The organism is Ruegeria sp. SCP11, from assembly GCF_040329455.1.
In the GTDB taxonomy this organism is placed as follows: domain Bacteria; phylum Pseudomonadota; class Alphaproteobacteria; order Rhodobacterales; family Rhodobacteraceae; genus Ruegeria; species Ruegeria atlantica_E.
Genome location: NZ_JBDZYG010000003.1, coordinates 86,650 through 110,751 on the forward strand (window position 1 = coordinate 86,650; position 24,102 = coordinate 110,751).

Annotated in this window: 18 protein-coding genes; 8 read left to right on the forward strand and 10 right to left on the reverse strand. The window is 52.5% G+C overall.

Going from position 1 to position 24,102, the window contains the following annotated elements:
• Positions 1–216: 216 nt before the first annotated feature.
• Positions 217–1,065, reverse strand: coding sequence for an alpha/beta hydrolase (locus ABLN94_RS05990; protein WP_352990361.1), 849 nt, complete (start codon positions 1,063–1,065; stop codon positions 217–219).
• Positions 951–1,346, reverse strand: coding sequence for an alpha/beta fold hydrolase (locus tag ABLN94_RS05995; protein WP_352990364.1), 396 nt, complete (start codon positions 1,344–1,346; stop codon positions 951–953). Before ABLN94_RS05995 ends, ABLN94_RS05990 begins: the two co-directional genes overlap by 115 nt.
• A gap of 813 nt (positions 1,347–2,159) precedes the next feature.
• Between ABLN94_RS05995 and ABLN94_RS06000 the strand changes: the two genes are divergently transcribed.
• Genes ABLN94_RS06000 through ABLN94_RS06010 form a run of 3 tightly spaced genes read left to right on the forward strand, consistent with a single transcriptional unit; the run spans position 2,160 to position 6,527 of the window.
• Positions 2,160–3,188 carry an efflux RND transporter periplasmic adaptor subunit gene (locus ABLN94_RS06000; protein ID WP_352990954.1) on the forward strand — a complete coding sequence of 343 codons (1,029 nt, stop codon included), beginning with the start codon at positions 2,160–2,162 and terminating at the stop codon, positions 3,186–3,188.
• A 4-nt stretch (positions 3,189–3,192) separates the two neighbouring features.
• Positions 3,193–6,324, forward strand: a complete 3,132-nt coding sequence (locus ABLN94_RS06005; RefSeq protein WP_352990367.1) for an efflux RND transporter permease subunit — start codon at positions 3,193–3,195, stop codon at positions 6,322–6,324.
• Between the two features lie 2 nt (positions 6,325–6,326).
• A complete protein-coding gene (locus ABLN94_RS06010) occupies positions 6,327–6,527 on the forward strand; it encodes a hypothetical protein (protein WP_352990369.1) in 201 nt (66 codons plus the stop codon).
• A 342-nt stretch (positions 6,528–6,869) separates the two neighbouring features.
• On the opposite strand, the gene ABLN94_RS06015 is transcribed toward ABLN94_RS06010, so the two are convergent.
• Complete coding sequence (locus ABLN94_RS06015) at positions 6,870–7,763, reverse strand: helix-turn-helix domain-containing protein (RefSeq protein WP_352990371.1); 894 nt, start codon at positions 7,761–7,763, stop codon at positions 6,870–6,872.
• Between the two features lie 492 nt (positions 7,764–8,255).
• Positions 8,256–9,161, reverse strand: coding sequence for an ankyrin repeat domain-containing protein (locus ABLN94_RS06020; RefSeq protein ID WP_352990373.1), 906 nt, complete (start codon positions 9,159–9,161; stop codon positions 8,256–8,258).
• Between the two features lie 360 nt (positions 9,162–9,521).
• Here ABLN94_RS06020 and ABLN94_RS06025 point away from each other — a divergent pair, with 360 nt between their 5' ends.
• The 3 genes from ABLN94_RS06025 (at position 9,522) to ABLN94_RS06035 (ending at position 13,503) form a co-directional block, all read left to right on the forward strand.
• On the forward strand, positions 9,522–10,817 hold the full coding sequence (locus tag ABLN94_RS06025) for a DUF3300 domain-containing protein (RefSeq protein ID WP_352990376.1): 1,296 nt from the start codon (positions 9,522–9,524) through the stop codon (positions 10,815–10,817).
• 1 nt (position 10,818) lies between these two features.
• Positions 10,819–11,709, forward strand: coding sequence for a DUF2950 family protein (locus tag ABLN94_RS06030; protein WP_352990377.1), 891 nt, complete (start codon positions 10,819–10,821; stop codon positions 11,707–11,709).
• Positions 11,710–12,159: 450 nt separating this feature from the next.
• A complete protein-coding gene (locus tag ABLN94_RS06035) occupies positions 12,160–13,503 on the forward strand; it encodes an adenylate/guanylate cyclase domain-containing protein (RefSeq protein WP_352990379.1) in 1,344 nt (447 codons plus the stop codon).
• Between the two features lie 308 nt (positions 13,504–13,811).
• Here ABLN94_RS06035 and ABLN94_RS06040 read toward each other — a convergent pair whose 3' ends face one another.
• Positions 13,812–15,350: an arylsulfatase gene (locus ABLN94_RS06040; protein WP_352990382.1), complete on the reverse strand. Its 1,539-nt coding sequence runs from the start codon at positions 15,348–15,350 to the stop codon at positions 13,812–13,814.
• A gap of 336 nt (positions 15,351–15,686) precedes the next feature.
• Positions 15,687–16,175 (reverse strand): hypothetical protein, encoded by a 489-nt coding sequence (locus ABLN94_RS06045; protein ID WP_352990384.1) that lies wholly within the window; start codon positions 16,173–16,175, stop codon positions 15,687–15,689.
• A 431-nt stretch (positions 16,176–16,606) separates the two neighbouring features.
• Here ABLN94_RS06045 and ABLN94_RS06050 point away from each other — a divergent pair, with 431 nt between their 5' ends.
• The gene (locus tag ABLN94_RS06050; RefSeq protein ID WP_352990387.1) at positions 16,607–17,239 is read left to right on the forward strand and encodes a tyrosine-type recombinase/integrase; all 633 of its coding nucleotides are present in this window, start codon (positions 16,607–16,609) and stop codon (positions 17,237–17,239) included.
• Between the two features lie 212 nt (positions 17,240–17,451).
• Positions 17,452–17,667: a hypothetical protein gene (locus ABLN94_RS06055; protein ID WP_352990390.1), complete on the forward strand. Its 216-nt coding sequence runs from the start codon at positions 17,452–17,454 to the stop codon at positions 17,665–17,667.
• 75 nt (positions 17,668–17,742) lie between these two features.
• Here the strand turns inward: ABLN94_RS06055 and ABLN94_RS06060 are convergent, their stop codons facing one another.
• The 4 genes from ABLN94_RS06060 to ABLN94_RS06075 all read right to left on the reverse strand — a co-directional run bounded on the left by ABLN94_RS06060 (position 17,743) and on the right by ABLN94_RS06075 (position 23,644).
• Positions 17,743–18,690, reverse strand: a complete 948-nt coding sequence (locus ABLN94_RS06060) for a LysR family transcriptional regulator (protein ID WP_352990393.1) — start codon at positions 18,688–18,690, stop codon at positions 17,743–17,745.
• A gap of 336 nt (positions 18,691–19,026) precedes the next feature.
• Positions 19,027–21,474 (reverse strand): GcvT family protein, encoded by a 2,448-nt coding sequence (locus ABLN94_RS06065; protein WP_352990396.1) that lies wholly within the window; start codon positions 21,472–21,474, stop codon positions 19,027–19,029.
• A gap of 173 nt (positions 21,475–21,647) precedes the next feature.
• Positions 21,648–22,481, reverse strand: a complete 834-nt coding sequence (locus ABLN94_RS06070; RefSeq protein ID WP_352990398.1) for a maleate cis-trans isomerase family protein — start codon at positions 22,479–22,481, stop codon at positions 21,648–21,650.
• A gap of 38 nt (positions 22,482–22,519) precedes the next feature.
• Positions 22,520–23,644 (reverse strand): Rid family hydrolase, encoded by a 1,125-nt coding sequence (locus tag ABLN94_RS06075; RefSeq protein ID WP_352990400.1) that lies wholly within the window; start codon positions 23,642–23,644, stop codon positions 22,520–22,522.
• Positions 23,645–24,102 lie beyond the last annotated feature (458 nt).

Genomic DNA, 24,102 nt, shown 5'->3' on the forward strand with positions numbered 1-24,102 from the left:
TCTGTGCGTGGTCTCAAACATCCCGATCGACAGCGAAAGCCCTTTCCTCCGCACCATTCTCACACTTACGGATCGGCCCAAAGCCGAACTTGAGGGCTTTGTTCGAATGCTGCGATTGCAGCCCGCTTTCCAGTCATTCGCTGCGAGCGCGAAATTTGAGATAGGTCGAACTCGCCAAATGCGGACGAAGCGGTAATTTTCGGCGGCTACCTTGCTTCAGGTCTCGAAGGCGCAGTAGCCCTTGAGAAAAGTTGTCAGCAGTTGGACGACCTCGCATGTCTTTTCCTGCTGAACCCAATGCCCTGCACCGTCCACGAGTTCGACAAGTCGCATGTCGGTACAAGCGCTCCTTTGCATTCTCTCAAGTGCACCGGGCGATTGATAGACCCCCCAGTCATTTGCTCCGCCGATGAAACAAGAGGGAACTTCAATTGTTCGACCGGCGAAAAGCCGTAGCTCGTTTTGATGATCCGGCAAAAAGCTGCATCGATACCAGTTGAGTCCTCCCTGAAACCCAGTTCTTCCGAACTCCTCAACATAGACCTCAAGGTCGTTTTGCGTGAGCCAGCGGCAAGCATCGATCTCGCTCCTCGTCGGTGCATGTTGGCGGATAGCCTCTGGCATGCTGTCGTCCATCCCCATGACGTAGTACGACGGCATCCGGGCCAATTCGTCAGGTGTCCAACCGTTCAGCACAAATGGTTTGTTGCTGGCCCAGTCGGCGCTTTTGACATGGAAATAGGTGCGCAAAAAGTCCGGCAATCCCGTATCTGGCTCAAGCATTTCGGCGTTTGCGTCTGGCGTGCAGTAGTAGTGCTGGTAGTGCTTCTTGGGTGGAGAAAGCGCCGCAAGACCCGCAGCCATATCGACTTCCTCGGTTTCGGAAATCGGCGGTGGGCCGTCGAAATGCGCGCTCATCAAAGCAACGGATCGGAAAACATCCGGTCTTATTAAGGCGCAATACGCGGCGACTGGCGAACCGAAGTCGTGGCCGACCACCGCACAGACAGATTTTCTTCCGATTGCATAAACAAGCGCCAATGCATCGCGAACCAAATTAAGCACGTAGAACGGGCGGAGGTCCGAGCATATTCCGTGGTTGAATTAGATGTGCGCCCATAACCCCGTTGGTCTGGGGCGACGACATGATAGCCTTGTTCGGCCAGCCCTTGCATGACGCCGCGCCAACTGCAGGCGAGTTCGGGGAAGCCGTGCAGCAGCAAAACACATGGACGAGACGGGTCGGAATACCCAGATTCGAGGATATGCATGGTCAAGCCATTCACGCCTTGCACCAGACGGGAGCGAATGCCTTCTTGCAGATTGATCGGTTCTATCCCGTTCATGTATTTGTCCTCTGAGCGGGTCCTCTGTTTCGGTCGGTGAGATGCGCGATTTCTGTCAACTAAATCTGGTTCGGCAAAGTTTTCAATCCGGTTCAAGTAAGCGGGCAGCGCGAGCATGGATTTCGGCAGACATTTCCATCTCCCCGACAACTCGTACAATGAGCACAATGGACTCGATCCGGACCTCCAGGGCAGCGCAGCATTTCTCGGATTGAGACATTGGCCTCGCGGCTCGCGGCCCTTTCCGGACCTTCACCCCATAGTCACCATGCTGCGGCGCGGCCCGTCGAATCTACCGTTCGCTGCATGCGCGAAACTTGAGATCGATCGAACTCACGGTTTGAGGGACAAAGCTCCAATTCGCTGCTTAGCAGCTTCCCGGCTGTAGAACGTTAAAAATGCGCAGAAACCGGACTTTGGGAATCTTAACGAACGGTCCGTTCTGGACGTTCGTCATCCCTCGGTTGCGACCCGCTCCGCTGACATTCACTGCACCCGCGGGATCAGAGATCTGCCGAATTCATAGATTGCGCAACAGTCTCGACGTATTAGCAATAGCAGTATGAGACCAAGCCGTTTTACTTAAATAGCAAAGACTTCCAATTAGTTGAGTTGTTCAGCAAGGCGCTCAATGTCGATTGCTGGATTTTCTACTGCATTACGTTACCGTGGTTTCAACGAGAGCACAGACGAAACTCTTCTGGAGGATGAACCTTGTCAGTAAGGCTGTTAGTCACCGCAGTGATTTTGCACTTTGGTCTGAATCCTTCCGTTGTCATCGCCCAGGACAGTCAAACACAGCCCAAAGTGACCGTGACGGCGGCAGAAATGAAACCGGTATCGTTGAGCGAAGTGTTCACTGGCCGGGTCAAGGCGGTGAATCGTGTCGACCTGATTGCACGCGTGCCCGGATTTGTGAAATCCATCAATTTCAGGGACGGCTCAAGCGTTAAAGCGGCGGATGTCCTGATCGAGATCGAACCGGATTCCTACGAGGCGACCGTCACGGAAATTCAAGGGCAAATCCAAGCGGCACAAGCGGCAAAAAAGCTTGCCGATATCGAACTGGATCGACAGCAAAAGCTCTACACCACTGGGGACACTCCGCAAGCGGTTGTTCAGAAAGCGCAAGCGCAGCAGGGTGAGGCCGATGGACATGCACTTGAGCTACAAGGCAGTCTGCAAATTGCCCAGCTGAACCTGTCCTACACAAAGATAATCGCGCCTTTTGACGGCAGGATTGGACTGACGGATCTGTCCGTTGGCGCATTCGTCAGCCCAGAGGGTGGAACCCTGCTGTCGCTGTCCAGCATCGACCCCATCCACGTTACCTTTCCGGTAACCGAGGCCGAACTGCTTGAATTTCGCACGCGCCGCGCCAAGGCGTCAGACACCGAACCGCTGGAACTGCAGTTAATCCTCGCCGATGGCACTACATACGGTAAAACGGGAAGCATTGAGGTGGCTGACACACGAGTGCAGTCGGGTACGGATTCCGTTCTGGTCCGCGGGTCTTTTCCCAATGCGGATGGATCACTCATCGATAACCAGCTGGTGCGGGTCCTTGTCACCGATCCCACGCAAGACAAATCGCTGGTGATCCCCACCAAGGCTTTGCAGAGAGATCAGTCTGGCTACTTTGTCTTCACAGTCGGAAGCGACGGCAAAGCTGAGAAAAAGCAGATTCAATTGGACCGGACGGAAGGGGCCGAGGCCGTCATTTCAGACGGTCTGAGCGAAGGCGATCAGGTTATCACCGATGGCTTGCAAAGGGTTCACGCGGGTGTCGAGGTCAGCGTTTCGACACCACAGAACGCACCCTCAAGCGCCAGCGGGAATTGATCCCATGATCTCGCAACTGTTCATCCGCCGCCCCAGATTTGCAATTGTCATTTCGGTGGTGATCACGTTGGCCGGACTGATCTCGATTACGCAGCTGCCGGTGGAACAGCTTCCCGACATCGTGCCGCCGCAGGTTCAGGTTTCGACAAAGTACCCTGGTGCCGGGGCAGAAGTTGTCGAGTCAACCGTTGCCCAGATCATCGAAGAACAGGTGATCGGCGTCAGCGACATGCTCTATATGAAGTCAACGAGCGGTTCGGACGGCAGCTATAACCTGCAGGTAACATTTGCACCCGGGACCGACCCGGATATCAACGCCGTCAACGTGCAAAACCGGGTCAGCCTGGCCATGTCCTCCTTGCCCGAAGAAGTCACGCGCGCTGGCGTCAATACTAAAAAGAAGTCGTCAGCGCTGCTGCAGGTCGTGGCCATAACGTCGGACGATCCGAAGAATGACGATTTGTTCCTGTCGAATTTCGCAACAATCAACGTTCTGGACAGCATCAAAAGATCACCCGGCGTAGGCGATGCCACCCTTTTTGGGGAACTGGACTACTCGATGCGGATCTGGCTGGACATCGATAAGATGACCAATCTTTCGGTGACCGTTGACGATGTGATCGCTGCTCTCAACGCGCAGAACGTACAGGCAGCGGTGGGGCGTATCGGTGCGCAACCGATGACAAATGACCCTACTTTTCAGCTCAATATCCAGACCCAGGGCCGGTTGAGCAGCATCGCCGAATTCGAAGAAGTTGTCGTGCGCGCCCTTCCAGACGGCTCATTTGTTCTGATCAGCGATATCGCTCGGGTGGAACTTGGTGCGAAAACACAGGATTCGTTTGCCTCTTTTGACAACAAATCAGCCGCGATGATCGGTGTCTATCTTGAGCCGGGGGCGAATGCCCTCGATACATCAAAGGGCATAAACGATGCGCTGACAGGACTGCAAAGCGCCTTTCCCGATGGGGTCAACTGGAGTGTACCCTACAATTCAGTAACCTTCGTCCGGGCCAGTATCGAAGAAGTCGTGAAAACGCTGATACAAGCGTTTGCTCTGGTCGTGATCGTAGTCTTTTTGTTTCTGGGCAACCTGCGGATGGCCCTGATCCCCCTCATCGCGGTTCCGGTATCGCTTGTCGGTGCACTGACGTTCATTCTGGCGTTGGGGTTTTCACTCAATACAGTTTCATTGCTGGCGTTGGTGCTTGCGATCGGCATCGTCGTGGATGACGCGATCGTGGTGATCGAAAACGTCGAAAAGGTCATGGGCGAGAGCCCAGAGATGTCCGTATCCGAAGCCACCGGCGAGGCCATGAAACAGATCACGGCCCCCATTCTGGCCATAACCTGTGTGCTTCTGTCCGTGTTTGTACCGGTTGCATTCATTCCCGGTATTACGGGAACGATGTTCCAGCAGTTCGCCGTGGCAGTTTCCTTTTCAATGCTGATTTCTGCTTTGAACGCCCTGACACTCAGCCCGGCCCTATGTGCGGTACTATTGCGCCGTGAGAGCGCTCCTAAGCGTGGACCGCTTGCCTGGATATCGCGCCGCATAGACAACGCGCGCGATGGCTATGCCTATGCGGTCTCAATCCTCGCCCGACGGGCAATCCTGGCTGTTTTACTGCTCGGTTTTGCGCTTTTTGGCGCTGGATGGCTGTTCAAGACCACGCCGCCCGGCTTCCTGCCGGTCGAAGACCAAGGAGCATATTTTGTCGAGGTCGCACTTCCCGAAGGCTCATCAATCAATCGAACATCCAAAGTGATGGAGGACGTTTCGACCATCATCAAATCCGCACCGGGCGTGCAGGACGTCATGACAGTCACGGGCTTCAGCTTTGTCGACGGCCTGAACAAGTCGAACAGTGGGTTTGGCATCGCGATCATGCAACCGTTTGAAGATCGAACCGATCCGGCCTTATCCGTAAGATCCTCGATCCAGCATGTCCGGCGCGAGTTTGCCGGTTTGGAAGACGCCATTGCCTTTCCTTTCAATCTGCCCCCGATCCTTGGTCTGGGCACTGGTGCCGGGTTCGAGTTCGAGCTTTTGGACTTGCATGGCGACAGCGTTTTAGATCTTGGCGCAACTGCGGCGGGGCTCGTCACAACCGCCAACGCCGATCCACGTCTATCTGGCGTTTACACGACATTCTCTGCTCAATCTCCAAAGCTGAATCTCGATCTCGATCGCAAAAGACTGCAGACGCTTGGCGTGAATGTCGACGACCTGTTCCGGGCCATGCAGGTCACGTTGGGCGGGTATCATGTGAACGACATGAACCTGTTCGGTCGGACATGGCAGGTCAATCTACAAGCTGATGAGGAATACCGGGCCAATGTCGGAGATATTGCTCGCATTCATGTCCGAAATCGCGACGGAGATATGGTGCCAGTGCGCGCCGTGGCGAAGGTAGAACTCGTTCTGGGTCCGCAATTGCTGACCCGATACAATAATTTCCAGGCCGTCACCATTAACGGTGGACCGTCCCCGGGCGTGCCTATGGGCGAGGCCATCGCAGCGATGGAGGAAATTGCAGCCCAGACCCTGCCCGGGGGTTACAGCTACGATTGGACCGGAACCGCGCAGCAAGAGATTGAGGCCGCCGGAAAGACACCTATTGTTCTGGGGCTTGCTTTGCTGTTCGCATATCTCTTCCTTGTTGCGCTTTACGAGAGTTGGACGATACCGCTTGCGGTCCTTTTCTCGGTCACCTTTGCGGTGTGCGGCGCGTTGGGTGCGCTGCTGTTGCTGGGTCTCCAGAACAACCTCTACGCCCAGATCGGATTGGTGGTCCTGATAGCGCTTGCCGCCAAGAATGCAATTTTGATCGTCGAGTTCGCAATGGATCGATACCGGCAGGGTCTGAGCGCTGTAGATGCCGCCATTCAGGGTGCCCGCGCGCGTTTCCGCGCGGTCATGATGACCAGCTTTGCATTCATCGCCGGGCTCTACCCGCTGGTTGTGGCCGACGGCGCCTCCATGCTCGCTCGCCGAGGTGTGGGCACACCAGTGTTCGGCGGGATGATCGCAGCGGCTCTTGTAGGAATATTTGTCATCCCGTCGCTTTATATCATCGCGCAGCGGTTCAGGGAGAAAGTACATGGCAAAACACCAAATCTCACAGGAGAATGATCATGAGCCTGCTGGTACAATACACTCTCAAATTAGAAAGCGATCGCGAAGCACAGACCGTCGCAATGAAGGCATTAGTTGACGGTTTGAAATCAGAAGACATTGATGGCCTGCATTATTCGTGTTTTTCCACAGAAGACCCGTTACGTTTTTTTGGCGTGTGTTGGAGTTTCCTAATGACACGACGAAACAAGCATTTCTGAATTCCGCTTCCTTTGCCACATATCGCGCAACCGTCGGCCCAACCTTTGCAAATCCACCGCAGACAACGGAGATCGCGCCCATTGCGTCAACCCGTGACTAAAGCCATTTTCATCGTGTTCCGCCCAATCTGTAGGCGGCGTTGTAGTTTGAATTGATCAGTCACAAGCGGCCCAAAGCCGCCGTTGACGAGACATCACGGCGCTGCGGTGCACTACCGCGAACCAGACATTCGGTTTTTGGCTACATCGACGTCGCGCTATGCAAAATGCAGTTTCACGAAACACCCAGAATTGAACCATTGAGCTGGACGTTATTGCATACTGCAAATTGTCAGACCGAAGTTAAGCTTCTTCGAAACGGTCAGCATATGCTTTCTCGAGCATTGGGCTGCGTCGAGCAAAGAGAGAATTGGGTATGTTTTCCCCGGCTAGGTGCCAGAATTCGAGACCTGCGGCGTTATGGTGTAGGCCGATAAATTGGAAATTCAGGTCCTTGCACAGCTGATGCCCTATTGGGCTTGCGGCTATGGCGGCTAGATCCTTTAAGTAAACCTCCCTTTCCACGAGATCTTCAAGTACTTTCACAAACCCATTCAGCAGATGAAGCGCAGATTTTTGATGCCCGTGCGCGATGTAGACACCGGCGCAATAGCCGAAATAGTCACCGGGAAGCACCGGCCGTCGAAGCGCTCCCAGACTGAATTCAGCTTCGATCAGTCGGCACTCGCGGAACTTGGCTTCCAAATCTTCATCCAGAAAAATGAGCGAGATATGAGCGGCTAATTCATCTCCAACCATGACATATACGCCAGACATCGCCCCATCCTTTAGAATCTCCGACCAGATGGGATCGCAGGCGGAAAATCCATCGGGAAACTCGTGAGCGCTTGCCAACTCCAAGGCCTGAACGGCGGCATCGGCAAACTCGATAGATCCGTATTCCAACGCCACTTCATGTTCGCGAAGCACTCTGTATGAGGCGTGTGCTCCACTTGAACGGCTTTCCCAGTCCTCACGACAAGCCACAACTTCGTCCCGCGTCCATCCAAGCTTTTCTGTCAAAAGGTGTTCCAGGTCTCCCCTAATGTACGACAGTGAACGCTCATATTTACTAATCGCATCCACACTTAACCCTAACAAAACGGCCAATTGTTCCTGTGACATTCGACCATGCTTGCCGTTGCGAGCTCGATAGCTTCGAAGTTTGTCAGCGAAGATGGACGAAGGGGCGGTCATGTCGTCTCCAAAATGGTAGTGCCGCTGCTTATCAATATGCCTGACAACAGGTGATCGCCCAAGCGACTTACGGGTGACTTACGGGTTCAGGCGTATCACGTCCGTGGCCCAGGTCCTTCAGACCAGCCAAGCTCGACACATAAACAGCCAAGGAACCTGCCATGTCACGTCGCATAAGTCAGCTACCCGGTTCGCTCGATGCAATTTTCTTTGGGTTTGCGTCCGACCCCAAAACCCGGTGCCGCCGCAGGCCTGACATCATTTGTCCAAAACGAATGAAACGCGATTGGCCTGTTTCCCCAATGCGCCGCCACCGGTTCAAGGGAAATCTTGATTACTAGATCGGCACCACCATTTGTCAATTCGCCGTGCAAGTCAGTTTTCTGACATCTCCAACCCTGAGCGGACCTAAGTAACTAGATTTTGCAGCTTCCGAGATGCGGACGAAGCGGACCTTAGCCCGACAACCTGAATTGGTGCACTGATATTGGCTCACTGCACTCGAAGCGTACCAAGATACGCAATCAAAGCGACCCTTTCGGCGTCCGACAGATCCGGCATTAATGCCATCTCTGTCCCAGGAACACGTCCTGCGGGATCGGCGATGAATTGATTGAGTTCTGAGACGCTCCAAACACCGGATAGAGAAGCCATTGCGTTTGAGTAGTTGTAACCTTCAACACCGGCTTTGGCGCGTCCGACCACACCAATGAGCGACGGCCCGTGATTGTGCGCTCCGCTTGGTGCGGTTCCTTCTTCGATGATGTGGCATTGCGTGCAGCTAATCGCTGCAATCCGCCCGAGTTCCAGGTCGGCAGTCGCTAATTCAGTTTCGGAAACGGGCGGCGGCTCGATTGGTCGTGCACCGCTTTCCGAGAGAAACGAAACCATCTTTGCTTTTTCTTTTATTGTGGCCAGATGGATTGGCGGCACACCCCAAAACTCTCGTGCATTAACGTTTGCACCATAAGCCACAAGAATTTTGGCAGCGTCCAATGCGCCCCTCTCGGCGGCATCATGAAGCGGCGTATAGTCTTTATCGCCCGCCTGTGCGCTTGGGTCTGCTCCCGCCTTCAGTAATAGTTCAACTATCTTCTCATGGTTGCCACGGGCAGCCTTCTGCAATGGACTACCAAAGTCGAGCATCGTGTTGGCATCTGCGCCATGTTCGAGAAGGATTGCGACAATGTCGGTGTGGCCGGATTGAGCGGCGAAGAACAAAGGCCGCTCCAAACTGGTTGGATCAACACTTCCTTCTGCAGCGAGCGAGGTCTCCAGCGCCTCGGTATCCCCTTTTCTGGCCGCCTGCAAAATCTCATCTGCCTTAGCAACCTGCGCAGATAGAACCACTGCCAGAACCAAAAAAAGGAAAAAATTGGCGAAACTGAAACGTAGCATCAGCAAATCCTCCGTCAGTCGTAGCTGCGCCAATTATATCATAACTCGCCGCAGTTCGCGGCCCCGCCATTACTTTACTGTTTCTACAAAACCAATTGACTCAGACTGCACCATAGTCAGTTCCGCTTCGGGCTCGGAGCTGTCGAATGCACTCGCAGCATCCGGTTCTCGTGGAAACGGCTGCTCAGGGCTCATAGACTTGTTCAGGCTCAACGCAGAGAACGTCCGCAGAGAGCCCAAGGCGAACACTCGCTCAAACTTGGTTGGGTGTCGATTATTATCCCAAAACCGTCTATTTGACTGATCGGTTGCCAGAATCGCAGTCTTAGGTGATCCTTCAAGAAATCGAAGGATCGCAATATGTTTAGGTTTCTATTAATTGCATTCGGTATTTGCGTATCTACTTCCGCGTTAGCGCAAGAGTCGTCCGAAGATGTAGCGGCAAAAGATGATACCTCGGCGACCTCGTCCAGCCTGCTAACTGACGCTGAGTTGCAGACATTGGTCGCCCCGGTTGCTCTTTATCCCGACACGCTACTCATACAAATATTTGTCGCGGCCACCCAGCCCTTGGAAATTGTTAAGGCTGAACGGTATTTGCTGGATAACGCCGACCGCGACCCTGTTGAACTTGAGCCGGAAATCGAAGCAATGGGATGGGATCCTTCTGTCAGTGTTTTAGCGACGGCGTTCCCCGAAGTTGTTGGTCAGATGGCCACCCATATCGACTGGACCGAGACAGTCGGCACAGCCATGTTGGCCCAGTCCGACGATGTGATGGATGCGGTGCAGGTCATGCGGGATCAGGCAATTGACAGCGGCGCTCTTGTTTCAGGGCCCGAGCAAACTGTCGAAGTGTCTGACGACGACACAGTAGTAATTACACCGACAGAACCCGAAACAGTTTACGTCCCACAATACAATCCCGAGACGGTTTATACTGGCCCGTCAACCGGGGATGTAGTGGGCGCAGCATTGCTGACTTTTGGCGCTGTTGCCCTGATCGACGAGATTTTTGACGACGACGATGATTGGTACGACTACTGGGGGTGCCGAAATTGCGGTGGCTGGGGCGGTGGTCCGATTTATAGAAATCCAGACATCGACATAGACGTCGATGGCAACGTCAATATCGGCAATGATATAGATTTAGGTGACCGAACGGATATCGGATGGAACCCCGATCCTGACCGGCAACAGGAGGCCCGGAACAAAATAGCGGACCACAAAAGACCTGAAGGTGGCCGTGGCGACTTGCCGGTTAACCGTCCTGACGGTCGCACGGATGAGTTGCGTGCAAAGTTGAGCCGAGAATCTGGTGCTGCAGATATTAGCCGGGACCGCGGGGCGGCCGCGGCTGCGGTCGGTGCAGGTGCTGTAGCAGGTGGGGCTTTGGCGAACCGGGGCAACGCTAATCGGGACAAGGCCGCCGCAAAGCAACAGGCCATTGATCGTACCAAACGTCCAGATGCAGCGAAAAAGCCAGTCGCACAAAGACCGCAGACCTCTAAGAAGCCGCAGGCGAAGAAAGCCGCATCGACGCAGGGCAAACCCAGGGCATCTAAAGGGCAAGCGATGAAGAAAAAAGCGTCCGGTAGCAGAACTCAAAGTGCGTCCAAGCGTGGACACGCCGCTAAAGGCAAGCGGAGACGGTAAGATGCGTAGATCAGTATTCACAATTTTGTTGCTCGCCGGAACTGCAAGCCCGGCCCTCTCTGACGGAGCCAGATTTGATACCCCGCAAACCGCACTGGATGCTTTTGTTGATGCGTTAAAGGCCAATGATCAGAGCAAACTGCTCGAAATTTTCGGTCCTGAAGCTGAGGATTTAGTCGGAACGGGTGATCCGGCGGAAGATCAAGAAAGAAGGCAGGAAGTGCTAGGCATGTACGCTGAGGGCTATCGCTTTCAGCCTGAGGATGAAGGGGTTGTACTTCTTCTGGGTGAAGACAGTTGGCCTTTTCCAATCCCAATTCTGCGTACAGATGACGGTTGGCGCTTTGACTTGGAAGCTGGGATCGAGGAACTTTCAGCCCGCGAAATAGGCTTGAATGAGTTGGAAGTGATCGAATTGCTTGAGGCCTATGTTGACCTTCAGACAGCATTCCGGCTTGTGGACCATAATGGGGATGGCGTTATGGAATTCGCTCAGACGATCATTTCTGATCCGGACGAGCAAAACGGACTCTTCTGGCCTGGAAAAGACAGCTTTGTCGGTGCAGCGCTCGCCCGCGCCGCAGCTTCGGGGTGGAGTGACGGTCAGGTTGACTATGAAGCCGAACCGTTTCTTGGCTATTATTACACCATCCTTCAAGAGCAGGGCCCTAACGCTCCAGGGGGTGCCTACCCCTATTTCGTCGGGGATCACTTCGTTGCAGGACATGCCTTGCTGGCAATACCGGCAGACTACGGAGAAACTGGTATCCATTCCTTTCTGGTTGGCGAAAACGGCATAGTCTACGAGGCAGATTTTGGCCCGGAGACACTCAGTATTGCTGCTGAAATTTCTGCCTATGATCCAGACACGAATTGGTCACCGGTCGAGTAATAATTGGATTGATTGTGGCGCTTAAGCTCTGCGCTTTGCTGAGGCCACTATTTGCGGTTCGTGTGACAAGCTTCAGTTCGATGGTTTCGTGTACCCGAACAGGTTCAGCCTGGATCGCTCTTGCAACACCCATTGTGACTGCGAGCAAATTGCCCATCTTACGATTTGATCCATTCTTCTGCCTTTACACGTATCGACTGAATAACTGAAAAGTCCGCTCACCTGCCAATTGCCACTTGGTTCCAAACGTCCGGAATACGCGGTTCGCGACGTGCCGCACTTGCAAAAGACCGAAGTGTGATCGACGGCAGCTCAGGGCTCGTTCAACCAGTTACCGCGTGCCGCAGAGAATAACTGCTCCGAGCCCAAAGCAGTTTTAACGTTTCTCTTTGGATTTCCCAGATGAGATTGGTTTGGCAATTTTGAGAGCCCATCTAAGATACCAGAGATATGTCAGATAAGATCCAAAACAGATTGCTGGAACGCAGCGAGGCAGCCTTTGCAGAAGAGGAACGCCGTGGCATTTTGCTGGCCGCCAAAGTTCGCACCGTCGCTTTGGTTCTTGTTCTTTCGTGGCAAGCCATCGACAGTACAGAAACGGGACCGACGTATTACTTCAATCTTCTGGAAATCTTTGTCTTCGTCGTACTCGGCGGGCTTCAGTACGCCGCCGCTCGTACGCGTCATACCAGACTATGGCTCCAGCTAATTTTTGTTTCCCTTGATTGTGCTCTGTTGGCTTTGGTCTTCACGCTAAGCTCACCCTTTACTGATGATCCCCTACCACCGGCCATCGCGATGGATTCGGCCCGTTTCCTCTATTTCTTTATGTTCTTGATGCAGGCGTCTTTCAGCTTTCGACCTATGCTGGTTGTCTGGTGCGGGCTGAGCATCATTCTTGCCCGCGTAGGAATGTGGGTGTGGTTTTTGAGCCAGCCGAGCGTGTACAGCAACCTAGATTTGCAGGAACAATCTGTAGACTCTTTGCTTGAAGCTGGATCAGACCTCAACTTTCTTTTCCTTGGATATGCAGCGACAGAGCTCCTGGTCGTTTTGATAGTTTCCGCAGGCCTCGCAATCGTGGTGGCGCGTTCTCGTCGGCTCGTTTGGAACTTGCTCTCAACCGAACGAAAACGCGCTAGCTTGGCCCGGTATTTTTCGCCAAATGTTGTCAACCAGTTGAGCAGCTCGGATGCCAAGATTGCTACCGCAAGACAGCAGGAAGTCGGAGTGATATTCGCTGACATTATGGGTTTCACAAAGCTCTGTGAAAACTCGAGCGCCGAAGAAGTAATTGACCTGCTTCGAGGTTATCATGAGCGCCTGGGAAAGGCCGTTTTCGACAACAATGGAACTTTGGACAAATACATAGGCGATGGGCTAATGGCGACTTTTGGAACGCCTGACCCAAGTCCTGACGACCCGGCAAACGCATTGAATTGCGCCTTCGAGATGATCGATGCTTTAAAGGATTGGAATGAGGACAGACTGTTGTCTGGCTTTGAGCCTATCCGTGTAGGCATTGGACTTCATTGGGGCATAGTCGTGGCCGGAGATATGGGGAATGAACGCAGACTTGAATATGGTGTAATCGGCGATACCGTGAATATTGCCAGCAGGATTGAACATCTTACTCGCGACCTCGATGCGCAGCTCGTTGTCAGCGACGAGTTGGTGCGTGCTATCCAAAAAAATGGGAACGTGCCGAACCTCGACCGACTGACACTTGCAGGTTACCAAGAAATTCGGGGGCGAGCATCCGGTGTAAAGGTTTGGGTTTATTCTGCTGCATAGCAACAACATTGAATAGCAGCTTTGTCCGCTGACCTGCTTCTCCCAGCTAGTTCTGAACGTCAGGAATGCACGGTTCTCGACGTGCCGAAATCGCAAAAAACTGATGTGCAATCGATGGCAGCTAAGGGCTCAAACTACCCGTCTTTACCTGCCGCAGAAAACGTCCGCTGTGAGCCCAAAGTACCTTAGGTTCCATCAGCAAATTCGTTTACGGAAATCTTATCGACCCTTTTTTTGAGGATCTTGTGAAAAACTCAGGGCAGTCTAAACCGCCCCGAATTTCGAAAAGATTCGTCGTCTATGGAGGGTCACTGATTTCCCTGCGACCCAGCCATCATAATCTCCATTACGTTGTCCAAGTTAAAGCTTCCGGGCTTTTGTCGTGGCGGAAATTCTTGAAAACTGGCTAGCCAGTTAGCGACATAGGCTCCGGCGGGAGCAAAGACGAACATGTGCTCCACCCACCACCGCTGATAGCCCATCGCATCTTCTGCCTCGGCACGTTCAAAGGGGTCCATTCGCAAATTCGTCAGTGAAGGAGCGCGAAGAACTTCGAACGGGGTTGTCCAGACTTTGTACCCTTCAGCATGCTGTTTGAGATATGTGAACTTCCAGTCTGTCCAACGCAGGGCAGCGACTGATCCGTCGTCGGTCCAGTAAAGAAACTCATTCCGCGGCCATTTGGCTTCACCACGCAAAGCTGGTCCTAGGTCGTACCCGTCAAGATGCACCTTGTACTGGCGACCGATAGCTTCGACGTTTCCCTGTAGTAGCTTCTCTTTTATGTCAGGCTCGCCAGCGGCTGCCAAAAAGGTCGGCAACATATCTTCGTGAGCACCAATGTCGTTGACTACTGTCCCGGGATCAATTGTTCCTGGCCAGCGGATCAAAGTCGGTACGCGGAATCCGCCTTCCCACTGCGTGTTCTTCTCACCTTTGAACATCGTGGTGCCGCCATCAGGCCATGTGAATGTCTCTGCTCCGTTATCGGATGAGTACATCACTATGGTATTTTCGGCGATTCCAAGTTCTTCGAGTTTGTCGAGCAACTGGCCTACATGACCATCATGTTCCACCATGCCATCCGCGTATATGCCGTAACCCGTAACTCCTTCGCTCTCCTCTTTAAGATGCGTAAAGATGTGCATTCGCGTGGAGTTCCACCAAAGGAAGAAAGGTTTCTCCTGCTCGACTGCGCGGTCCATAAAATCAAGCGCTCCGGCAGTTACCTCCTCATCGACAGTTTCCATCCTTTTTCGGGTCAATGGACCTGTATCTTCTATGGAGCCGTCAGCGCTTGATTTGATTACCCCGCGTGGGCCGAACTGTTCTCGGAATTCTGCACCACTTGGATAGTCGGGATGTTCAGGCTCTTCTTCGGCATTTAGGTGATACAAATTGCCAAAAAATTCGTCGAAACCGTGATTGGTGGGAAGCATCTCGTCCCTGTCGCCAAGATGGTTCTTGCCAAACTGGCCTGTCAGATAACCGTGGTTTTTCAAAAGCCCTGCTATGGTAGGATCTTCTACCCGCATACCTTCAGGAGCACCAGGCAACCCGACTTTAGTCAGTCCAGTGCGCATTGGCGACTGACCGGTGATAAAGGCCGCGCGTCCAGCGGTGCAGCTTTGCTGACCATACCAATCTGTAAACAAAGCACCTTCAGCAGCTAATCGGTCAATGTTTGGAGTGCGATACCCCATCATACCACGGTTAATAGCGCTGACATTGAATTGGCCGATGTCATCGCCCCAGATCACAAGAATATTGGGTTTGTCACTCCCTTGCGCACTGGAAAACCCCGGCATGAAGGCGACAATTGCAGAAAAAACTAATCCTCTAAGCATGATCAAAACCCCTTTTGGATAGGTGCCAAGATGGTACCCGCTTTTTGGGCTTGTGAATACAAATCACACGCGAAAGCTGATCCTCGCTGCATTCTGGCGTCTCCGGTGGGATGTCCCACATTTAGAGTACGGTTGAATGAATGAGTAAATAATCTGGTGGCGGCTGAAATTCATGACCACGCGAAGGTCAGTTTTGTCCGCACACCGGACGCTGGGCATCACTGATCCGCCTTATTCCCGATAGAAGTCGTCAGATGACCACTCTGAGCCCTTAGCTAATCGGGAGCATCGCACCGAGTGGCTGGATTTTGGCCCAAAAAAGCAACGGCCTTTTACTTATTGCCCTCTTGGTACCCGATCACCTGCTTTGTAGAAGGGGGGTAATTCAATGCCTTTCGGAATACAGAATTCAACAAGAGATGATGATTTTTCACCGACCCAAATGATGGCGTCACTACCTTGGCGTATATAGCTCGTTTGTTCGCAATAGGCTTGCGCTGCGGCTATCACGGCGCGAACATCGCTTTCCGCATCGAAGTCGCCGCTCATGAAGTCAGCGATGTCCAGAACAGAAGATACTGAAACAACGTAGGTATTTCTGTCTAAAGTAGTGGCGACTGGAGCGAAATGATGAATAACTCTAGAACCGTCTTGCTCGAAGTGAAAAACGGATCCCTTCACTATCTGAATATCGTGTTGCAACTTGACCTGTTCCGTTGGTCGGCCGGCAAACGGAAAGAATGCTCCAGCGACTTCGTTTTCAGATGATGGTGAGGCACAACCGAGCAACAGGAGCAAAAGCGAGATTGAGATTGCTTCGCGCAATGCAGAGTCCTCCTTTAGGTTGCCAGTTGCCCAAAGCTATTCAAAACCTGACATGACCTCAATGTCCGTTTCGTCCGCAGAGCCGCTGATCACGGCTCCAAAACACTGCATCTTTGATTTAAGGTCCGCTTCCTGTGCATTGCCGCCGTCGCTGGGGCCCAGTGCTGCAAAGGCAGCGAAGGTCTGCTTGGTGGCCTGTGAGTTCCGCTAGGCCTTAATCTCACGCATGGTGCGAACGGCAGCAATGCGGGCTGCAACCGCAGCATTTCAAAACAGTGCTCAATGGCGGCTTTGGGCCGACAGCGGAAATTTGCAAAGTCCGTTTTCTGCGCTTCACTGTCATTCGAGCAGCATGAAGCATCCTGTGATATTGTATCGTGTCAGCGTCGGGTTGTCGTTGTGGGCGGGCATGGCGGATCGAAGGATCAGCCATGGAAACCCCAAACTTACCTGCCATTCGTGCACTTCGCCCCGCTTGGAACAAAGGTCGCATCGTCGGTCAAAAACGCCCTCTGAAAACAAAACATGTCTGGGCAATCCGAGTGCGCCTCGAGCTTTCTGAAAACCATCGCGATCTTGCGCTCTTCAACATGGCAATCGACAGTAAGCTCCGCGGCTGCGATCTGGTGAAGATGAAGGTGGCCGATGTCATGTCATCGGGTCAGATCAAGGAACGGGCTTCAGTACTTCAAAGCAAGACGCAGAAACCCGTGCGCTTTGAGATATCAGAGGGCACACGTGCCTCTGTTGAGAAGTGGATGGAAGACGAGCTGATGGTCGGCTCGGAGTACCTTTGGCCCGGCCGATTTCACGAGCGATTGCACATCTCGACGCGTCAATATGCGCGGATTGTACGCGACTGGGTCACGTCGATCGGTCTCGAGGCAAGCGCCTACGGCACCCATTCAATGAGGAGAACCAAGGTCACTCAGATCTACAAGAAGACCGGAAACCTTCGCGCTGTTCAGCTTCTTCTTGGCCATACTAAGATGGATAGTACAGTCCGATATCTCGGCGTCGAACTCGAGGATGCCTTGGCCATCGCCGAAGCCATTGAGATTTAACGCTCACGGGTCGCTCTCGCGGGCGGCCCGAAGCTGCCGTTGGCTGACAAACTTTTACGCTGCGGCGCAGCCCGCTAAACTTGCCGTTCGCCGCATGTGAAAAATCATAGACTGGCTGAACTGACGCTACTGGGACAATCTTAACGCTGAGCTTTCGACGAACTACGCCCGTAGTCAGAAACTTGTTTCTAAAACAACACAACAACTGCCCAATGCCGAAAAAGATGGTCAGGCGGAAATTCCTCTACATCGTGATTGAGCAGGATCACCGCTTCATCAAAAGCCGGATACGACCAATTCTCGGCTCCAAATCCTATACATTTGCATCCGCAACAATGGATGGCAGCGAAGTCAAGAAGATGATCCGCAAGGACCCGCTTGGAGGCGGACTCTGTCCATTCAAGCGGTTTGCGATGCTAGCCGCGTGAGCAAAGCAATTTCCATCCATCTTTAAACGTGAGAGAAGTTTGCAACAAAGCCGTTTCGAGCCCTGGCATAAACAGTCAATTCTGAACTTCCGTCAAAATATCGATGCTGTCGTTGAAGTAACCGATTGCTCGTTCGGAGATGAAATTGACGAGTTTGGCAAAGCACTTATCTTCGTGAAAAAGCGGGTCGTAAACGATATGGTAGCCCACCTGCGCGGGAACACTAATGTCACCCAATACAACAATTTCTCCATTTCGGATGGCCGTCGAAAGAAGAGATGCACAGCCGATCATAATCCCATTGCCTAGCTTGCAAGATTGCAGCATGATCTCAAATTCGTCAAAATACTGAATGCCCTTGTTGGATAGTGTATCCAGTCCCAACTCTGCTGCCCAGAAATTCCAGCTCACAGTTGGGTCTATGTATTCTGATAACTGCAACAAAGGCAGGCCTTTTAACTGCTCATCTAGGTTCGCGTTCCCAAATTGTGCCAGTGTCTGAGGAGCAGAGACGAGAACATTCCGGTCTTCGTGCAGGCGTTTCGAAACGTAACCGGGCCAGGGACCTTCACCAAACAAAAGTGCCACGCCGGGTCCATCAAAATTTAAGGGAGCATCATTTCTTGATGAAACAACTTCAACAGAAACTCCTAAATTCGAAACATGTAAGTCATTTAGCATTGGGATGACAAAATTTGACAGTAACGCGAAATGCGATCGAATATAGATGCTGTCTTTCTTAGAGTTTTGCCTTATCTCTTTGATCGTATCAGAGATATTTCTCAGGCTTGCGTTTGTGGCGCTGTATAGTCTTTCTCCGGCGAGTGTCAGTTCAATCGAACTGCCTTCGCGCCGAAACAACCGACATCCCAGCAATCTCTCGAACTCTTTGATCTGACGGCTTACCGCGGGCTGGGAAACCCCCAGTTCTTCAGCTGCACCAGTGAAGCTCAGGTTTCGCGCAGATGCCTCGAACACAATGATGGCTCTGGGAGAGCCGATCTGACGCAGAAAACTTGCCATCTCTTTCGTCTACAATGATCATTCATAGTTTTCAATTTTCCTAACAATCGGTTGTTGGATTGCCTACCTCAGGGAGATACCTCTGCCGAGAGGGGTTGGAGCTGGGCCTATCACACAGGGGAAGAGGCCTTGCGCACGTTTGGCCGTCACGCTTGGGAGTAAAAACGAACCCAGTTTCAAATGCATGAAAATGAGATTCTATGACAGTGAGGCGGCTAATCACGCATACGTTTCTTTCGATCACTCCCGTGTAAAACGCAGCGCCCAGACGCAGTCAGTTGACCTGCTCAAGATGAGCAACCTGATTGCCACTAGTTTGTTTCCAAAGGTAGCGCACTACGATTTGATCCGTGTATTCCCGGGATCGAAAAATGAATTTAGCTGCACGTTAGCCGGATAGTGACGGCATGCCACCTCTACCGCAAACTGACCACTTTCGAGGAATTCTTTCGACACACCTTCCGCGCACGAGACGTAACCCATGCCAAGTGACGCATCAATTCGATACCCATAACCGCCGGATGTCGTTGTACCAACCACCTTTCCGTTTCTGAGAATAGGCTCTCCGTGATAAAGCAACGGTGCATCCATGCCGCCTTCTAGTTGGATTTGGATCAAACGGCGTGTTGGTAGCCCTTTGTCCCTGGCACTTTGCAGTGCATCCTTTCCAAGGAAATCCTTCTTGTTCAGGTCGACGGCAAAGCCCAAACCCGCCTGAAACGGCGTATCTTCTTCACCTATATCGTGACCCCAATGGCGATACCCTTTCTCCATTCTAAGACTGTTGATTGCAAAGGCGCCGCCCAATTCCAATCCATACTGGCTGCCTTTAGCGCGTATCGCCTCGTAAACGTTCAAGGCGAATTCGGTCGGGACGTACAATTCCCAACCCAACTCACCAACAAAAGTCACCCGGTTTGCTCTTGCTCTCGCAAATCCGACATCCAGTTCCTGACTGGTTGCGAATGGAAACACCGCGTTGGACAAGTCGGACTTGGACAAGTCCTCCAATAATGCGCGCGATTGTGGTCCCATCAGACTCAGCACTGCGTACCCGGACGTAACATCCGTTGCTACGACACCCGCCTCTGAATCTAGTTTCCGGGTCAGCCAGGAAAAATCGCGAGATTGAGACCCTGCGATCGTAATAATCAAATAGGCGGTTTCAGATAGACGCGTAACCGTTACGTCGGCCTCAATTCCACCACGTTCATTAAGCCATTGAGTATAGACAATCTTGCCGACTGGAACATCCACATTCCCCGCACAAATGCGGTTCAGCTCCTGACAGGCACTGCGACCTTCGACCCTGAATTTCGCAAACATAGTTTGGTCAAATAACGTGACCGAGTTGGTCGTATTGAGGCACTCAAACTGCGCCATGCCGGACCAGTTCTGGTGGCCAAAGGAGTATCTCATTTCCGGTTGCATCCCGTTGCGGGCAAAAAAACCGGGACGCTCAAAACCGGCGGCGCAGGTCATGCAGGCATTTTCAGCGACGAGGCGGTCGTGGAGAGGGCTTTTGCGGACGTTCCGCGCCGTTTCATTCTGCTGATATGGCCAATGCATTTTCGTTACCAGACCAACGGTCTCGGCGGTCCGATCGAAAAGATAGCTCTTGTTGGCCTGGAATGGCAGCATTCGACGTACATCTACATCTCCCAGGTCCATAGGTGCCTCACCTATACGTATCCAATCCGCCATTGCTTTGCCGACGCCACCTGAAGACATAACTCCGATTGAGTTCATGCCGCAGGCGCAAAATAGATTTGAAACTTCAGGTGTTTCCCCAACCATAAACTGATTGTCCGGGGTAAAACTTTCCGGGCCGACAAAGAAGAGTTGTACACCCGTTTCTGCCATGACCGGCATTCGGGACATTGCCATTTCCAGTATCGGCTCGAAGTGATCAAAGTCTTCAGGTAGTGAATCAAAGCAGAAATCGTCTGGAATGCCATCCGCTCCCCAGGCCTTTGCCACTGGTTCAAAGCAACCAAGGAGCAGCTTGCCAGCATCGGATTTATAGTAGGAGCATTCATCCGGAACAAAGAGCACCGGCAAATCCGAGCTTAGGTCGGGAATCGGTTCGGTCACGATATAAAAATGCTCTGCTGCGTGAAGTGGTAGGATTACACCGATCTCTGAGGCAAGATCGCGCGACCACATCCCTCCGGCTATGACCACTTTCTCCGCGCGAATGGCGTGACCATTGACAACTACACCGCAAGCACGACCGTTCTCTACCAAAATTCTGTCTACTCGGGTATCTTCAAATATCTTTGCACCATATTGGCGTGCGCCTTTCACCATTGCCATAGTGACATCCGCTGGGTTCACCTGCGCATCATTCGGCATCCACGCACCACCGGCTACCCCCCGCAAATTAATCAAGGGATAAAGTTCGCCTATTTGTTCTGGCGTCATGGCTCGGGCTTCAACACCATATCCATGTGCGCGTGACACGGCCCGATTTAGTTCATCTAGGCGGTCGTCGTTTGTCGCGACGCGCAGCGCTCCGTTACGCCGAAAACCTGTAGCCTGAGACGTTTCAGCTTCGAGAGTTTCGAACAGTTGCATCGAGTATTTGGCTAGATTGGTCATATTTTGACCTGTACGCAGTTCAGTAACCAGCCCGGCTGCGTGCCAAGTTGTTCCGCTGGTCAATTTTTTTCTCTCACACAGAACAGTATCGGTCATGCCCGATTTCGCGAGGTGGTAGGCGATAGAGCATCCGATGATGCCACCGCCAACGATGACAACTTCAGTGTTTTCAGTCAGGTTCATTTTCTTTCCTTCACAAACCCTTCCATTTCAAACTCAGATTGGCGGTAGAACCTGCCTAACCGCAGGAATGCCGATTTTAGGGCCCCAAGATATTTGCAATGGCCGACAACCCTGCCTCTGGGAAGATCGGTAACTGAAAGGCCATATCTGCGACAAAACTCACGGGTGTCGTGTCAGGTATCTTGCCTTTGCCGACAACCAAAGAGCTTCCCATATTTTAGCGATGGCGCTTGAACACCAGCCATTTCAAGGCATTGCCAAGCAATAGCCTGATTGCTGGTGACCACTGGCTTGCCTGTAGCGGCCTCGATCTTTTCCAGAACGTCGCTCACAAAAATACCTGTGCATGATATGAAGATAGCCTCTGCCTCAGGTACATCCGCTGAAAGAGCTGCCTCAAGAAAACACTCTGGCGGCATCTGCATCATTGTGAAGCCATCTTCTATCCCAAAGGTGCAGGCACTAATAATTTCCACACCATCCTCGGCCAAAGTGCCTTCGATTATGCGATTTACTTCCATCGTGTAAGGGGTGACCGCAGCAATCTTCTCAGCCCCCAGACTTCGAATGGCTGCACTAACGGCACTAATGGGAGTTACAATCGGAAGTCCGGGCCGAACCTCTCTGATAAGCTCTACAAGGCGCTTATGACCAATGACCGCACTCCCCGATGTGCAGCCATACGCAATCACGCTCATCCATGATTCATTTGGTAGCAACGCTGCCGCTGCCTGAACCCTTCGCTCCATGCTGCCTAATTCACTTGGGTTGGCAACTCCAGAAAATGGTACGCGGGTGGTATAAATCCCGGCGGAAGTTCCATCAAAGAAACAGCGTATTTCGCTAGACATTGCCACTTCCATGGCAAGCTCAATCAATCCCAAAGCCGGAAGATGCACCGGCTTTTCGTGAAGTTCGGGTTCGTTGACCAAACGCCAGCGTATCTCATTGCTGCTAAATTGAGAGGGCTGCGATTTAGTGCTGCCTGCACCTGAAACGAGAGTCATTTCTTGTTCACTCCTGCTTTGGAAATACTCCAACGGTTTCACGCGTTGGGAAAGGCAACTATCAAAGAGCTGACAAGTTCGGCATTTGGGCGATCTAGTTCCAAGAACGGAACACCTGTTGAGGCTGGGCCGGGATAGGAATAGTAGCTGTCTCGGACGGATAGATTGGCATAGAGGTCATCAGAATTACGTCCGCCACGATAGTAGGTTGTTGCCTTCAAGACGTGACCAAAGCCAATGCCCTGCGTCGCCAGATTTTCGCCAACACTATCCATCATTCTGCGTGCTTGACGGGCTAGAACTTCTGTTGTCGCAAGGCCTTTGGGTACAGCTATTTCCGTGGCATCAATAAGGTCAATAAAGCCCAACCCGTTTCCTGTAAGAAGCCACGCCGCGCCCTGCTCATCAAACGTCCATTGCCCAGATCCGTTCAGCATGACACTTCCGACAACGGATATGGAGATATCCTCCACCTCTGGCGTTATGCAGGGCAAAAAGTTTATTGCCCAGCCATCCGCCGCAAGTTTCAGCCCATCGCGTATATTATTATAAGTGCAGATGTCGCGGGCCTGAATGTAAATGCGGGCGCGACCGGTCGAATGTTTGAAAGCTGACACTAACTGCGACAACTCCAAGCGAGTTCGTTCAAGATTTTCGGATGTGATAAACTTTGTCCCCCCGAGAAAACCCAGATCGCCCTCCTTTGCCAGTGTTACCCAATCGACAGCCAAAATCCGAGTGTAAGTTGGATGTCGGTCCGGCATCATGACAATGGCATCAGGCTCGCCTTCGGTGCCGTCAAAATAAAAATGCGGAACCGGAACAAGGGCGACTGGCGTGTCCTCCGGCGCTTTCAACTTAGACAGAATAATATCCTTCAGAACTCGCGGATCTTCGACGGATCCTGCCCGATAGTAGTGGGTCAACTGGACGATACCATCCGCCTTGGCCCCGGCCGAAGCCAATGTACGTGCGATGTGTCTGACACAAGTTTTCACCTGAGCGATTGCATTGCCGCGGTTCAGAACACGAGTTTTTTCATCAACATCAATTTGGCCGCGAGTAAAAAGAAAATCTCCATACTGAATCGCCATGGGAATTGTTAGCTCAATTCCCATCTTCCATTCACCATCCAATTCAATCGGTTTTCTCAAGCCTTCCATGCGTATATCGGATCACAATGGTCTGGCTTGGACCATTCCCTAAAAAGCTAGGAGATCATAACATAGCGTTATGCCAAGTTGTGCTGTGAGAATTTGGTTCGGCCAGGTTAGGAATGACCACATTGTGCTGCGACCTACCATCGGAGCCCGGTAGTACAACGTCTGAAAAGCCCACATCCCCTGCCACCTGCAAAGCGCCTGGGAATGCCCGGTTTTCGCGGGTCGGAATCTGCTGCACGAGCAAAACTGTCGGTGCTGGCGAAGGCCCGTTCAGGGCTCACTGCTGACCTCGGTGCAGAAGCAGCATAAGTCCCTGCCCCGTTCTCCACGATATATCCAAGCGGCCCATACCAGTCGTTCATCTTACCAGACGGTGTCGCAGTTCAGCTCGCCAAAGCTGCCATTCGCTGCGCAGGCGAGATCCAAGCGTTTCCCAAGGCCAGCTGTGCGGACAAAGC

What these genes read in the sequence shown, in the direction of transcription:
- ABLN94_RS05995 (WP_352990364.1), bottom strand. Translation starts at nt 1,346, where the DNA reads ATGAACGGGATAGAACCGATCAATCTGCAAGAAGGCATTCGCTCCCGT.
- ABLN94_RS06005 (WP_352990367.1), top strand. Translation starts at nt 3,193, where the DNA reads ATGATCTCGCAACTGTTCATCCGCCGCCCCAGATTTGCAATTGTCATT.
- ABLN94_RS06010 (WP_352990369.1), top strand. Translation starts at nt 6,327, where the DNA reads ATGAGCCTGCTGGTACAATACACTCTCAAATTAGAAAGCGATCGCGAA.
- ABLN94_RS06015 (WP_352990371.1), bottom strand. Translation starts at nt 7,763, where the DNA reads ATGACCGCCCCTTCGTCCATCTTCGCTGACAAACTTCGAAGCTATCGA.
- ABLN94_RS06020 (WP_352990373.1), bottom strand. Translation starts at nt 9,161, where the DNA reads ATGCTACGTTTCAGTTTCGCCAATTTTTTCCTTTTTTTGGTTCTGGCA.
- ABLN94_RS06025 (WP_352990376.1), top strand. Translation starts at nt 9,522, where the DNA reads ATGTTTAGGTTTCTATTAATTGCATTCGGTATTTGCGTATCTACTTCC.
- ABLN94_RS06030 (WP_352990377.1), top strand. Translation starts at nt 10,819, where the DNA reads ATGCGTAGATCAGTATTCACAATTTTGTTGCTCGCCGGAACTGCAAGC.
- ABLN94_RS06035 (WP_352990379.1), top strand. Translation starts at nt 12,160, where the DNA reads ATGTCAGATAAGATCCAAAACAGATTGCTGGAACGCAGCGAGGCAGCC.
- ABLN94_RS06040 (WP_352990382.1), bottom strand. Translation starts at nt 15,350, where the DNA reads ATGCTTAGAGGATTAGTTTTTTCTGCAATTGTCGCCTTCATGCCGGGG.
- ABLN94_RS06050 (WP_352990387.1), top strand. Translation starts at nt 16,607, where the DNA reads ATGGAAACCCCAAACTTACCTGCCATTCGTGCACTTCGCCCCGCTTGG.
- ABLN94_RS06055 (WP_352990390.1), top strand. Translation starts at nt 17,452, where the DNA reads ATGCCGAAAAAGATGGTCAGGCGGAAATTCCTCTACATCGTGATTGAG.
- ABLN94_RS06060 (WP_352990393.1), bottom strand. Translation starts at nt 18,690, where the DNA reads ATGGCAAGTTTTCTGCGTCAGATCGGCTCTCCCAGAGCCATCATTGTG.
- ABLN94_RS06065 (WP_352990396.1), bottom strand. Translation starts at nt 21,474, where the DNA reads ATGAACCTGACTGAAAACACTGAAGTTGTCATCGTTGGCGGTGGCATC.
- ABLN94_RS06070 (WP_352990398.1), bottom strand. Translation starts at nt 22,481, where the DNA reads ATGACTCTCGTTTCAGGTGCAGGCAGCACTAAATCGCAGCCCTCTCAA.
- ABLN94_RS06075 (WP_352990400.1), bottom strand. Translation starts at nt 23,644, where the DNA reads ATGGAAGGCTTGAGAAAACCGATTGAATTGGATGGTGAATGGAAGATG.